The sequence below is a fragment of the Vibrio sp. 03_296 genome, from assembly GCF_002265885.1.
On sequence record NZ_NPKW01000166.1, the window covers coordinates 1 to 1,117 of the forward strand.

The 1,117-nt window shown below is 48.8% G+C and carries 3 protein-coding genes; all 3 read left to right on the top strand.

Annotation, left to right across the window (positions count from 1 at the left end):
* Positions 1-14: 14 nt before the first annotated feature.
* Positions 15-134 (top strand): lactate utilisation protein LutB domain-containing protein, encoded by a 120-nt coding sequence (locus CIK04_RS22470; RefSeq protein ID WP_325205737.1) that lies wholly within the window; start codon positions 15-17, stop codon positions 132-134.
* 117 nt (positions 135-251) lie between these two features.
* Positions 252-560 carry a hypothetical protein gene (locus tag CIK04_RS33495; RefSeq protein ID WP_325205736.1) on the top strand — a complete coding sequence of 103 codons (309 nt, stop codon included), beginning with the start codon at positions 252-254 and terminating at the stop codon, positions 558-560.
* 19 nt (positions 561-579) lie between these two features.
* Positions 580-789 carry an LUD domain-containing protein gene (locus CIK04_RS33500; protein ID WP_325205738.1) on the top strand — a complete coding sequence of 70 codons (210 nt, stop codon included), beginning with the start codon at positions 580-582 and terminating at the stop codon, positions 787-789.
* Positions 790-1,117: the final 328 nt, after the last annotated feature.

A 1,117-nucleotide genomic window follows, 5' to 3' on the forward strand; every position in this document is an offset into this window, starting at 1 on the left:
CCATCGCCAGCAAAATGCGTAACCTGCTTCCGGCAAATCTCGGCCCTTGGACCCAATGCCGCACGGCGCCAAAACCGGCAGAAAAATCCTTACACCAATTGATGGCAGAAAAACGCAAAAGAGGTGAATCATGAGCCATGCGAAAAACAACATACTCAATCGCCTCAAAGCCGCCAATGCGATTGAAAAAAGCTCGGCGCACTTGAGTTATCAACCGTGGGACACGAAAAGAATGTCACTCAGAATGAAAAGTGCACCGCTTCATCACTGCCATGGAAGCCAGCCACGCCGAAATGCACACCATAGAAGCGTCACAACTCGAATCCACCATCGCGCGTATTGTGTCAGACAAAGCATGTCAAACCGCCGCTATTGGCACGGATGGAGAATACATTCACGCCTTTCGCAACGGACTCGCTCAAGTGAAAGTGGTGGAATTTGAACGCCACATTGAAGAATGGAAGAGTGAGCTTTTTAACCAAATCGATGTCGGTATTACTCATGTTTTAGCCGGGTATTGCCGACACTGGTGCTTTGGTGTTGTGGCCGAGCGAATATGAGCCCTAGAACCTTGTCTTGGTGCCTCCAAGCACATCGCTGGTGATCAAACAGTCGACTCTTAAGTGTAATTTCCTTGAGGTCATGGTAGAGCAAGAGTGGGCGCATCACATGCCGACCAACGCACTGTTGATTTCTGGCCCGTCCAAAACGGCGGATATCCAACAAACGCTGGCCTATGGCGCGCACGGACCAAGTGAGCTCGTGGTGCTATTACTTACCGATCAATAAGCGAAAAACGTAACCTCAGCCTCATCGTTGAGGTTTTGTTTCTCAGCCATTGAGACGTTTTCATACAACATGGCACGATGCTTTAACCCAAATAGAAAACATCAAGAGCAAATACGTCGCAGCAATGTAAAAACATATACCCCAACTACTTGGCGTTACAGGTAGGCGGCCAGTGAGGTTATCCGCATGAACATAGACAGACTATGTGATTGGGCCGGGCTGGCGTGCCAGTGAATGAGCATAGCCAACACCGCTGCAGCTTCAAGTAGGAAGGGGATAAACCGAAAAACGCTGCAAAACAAAGGAAGCAATGATGGTCAATAACTTA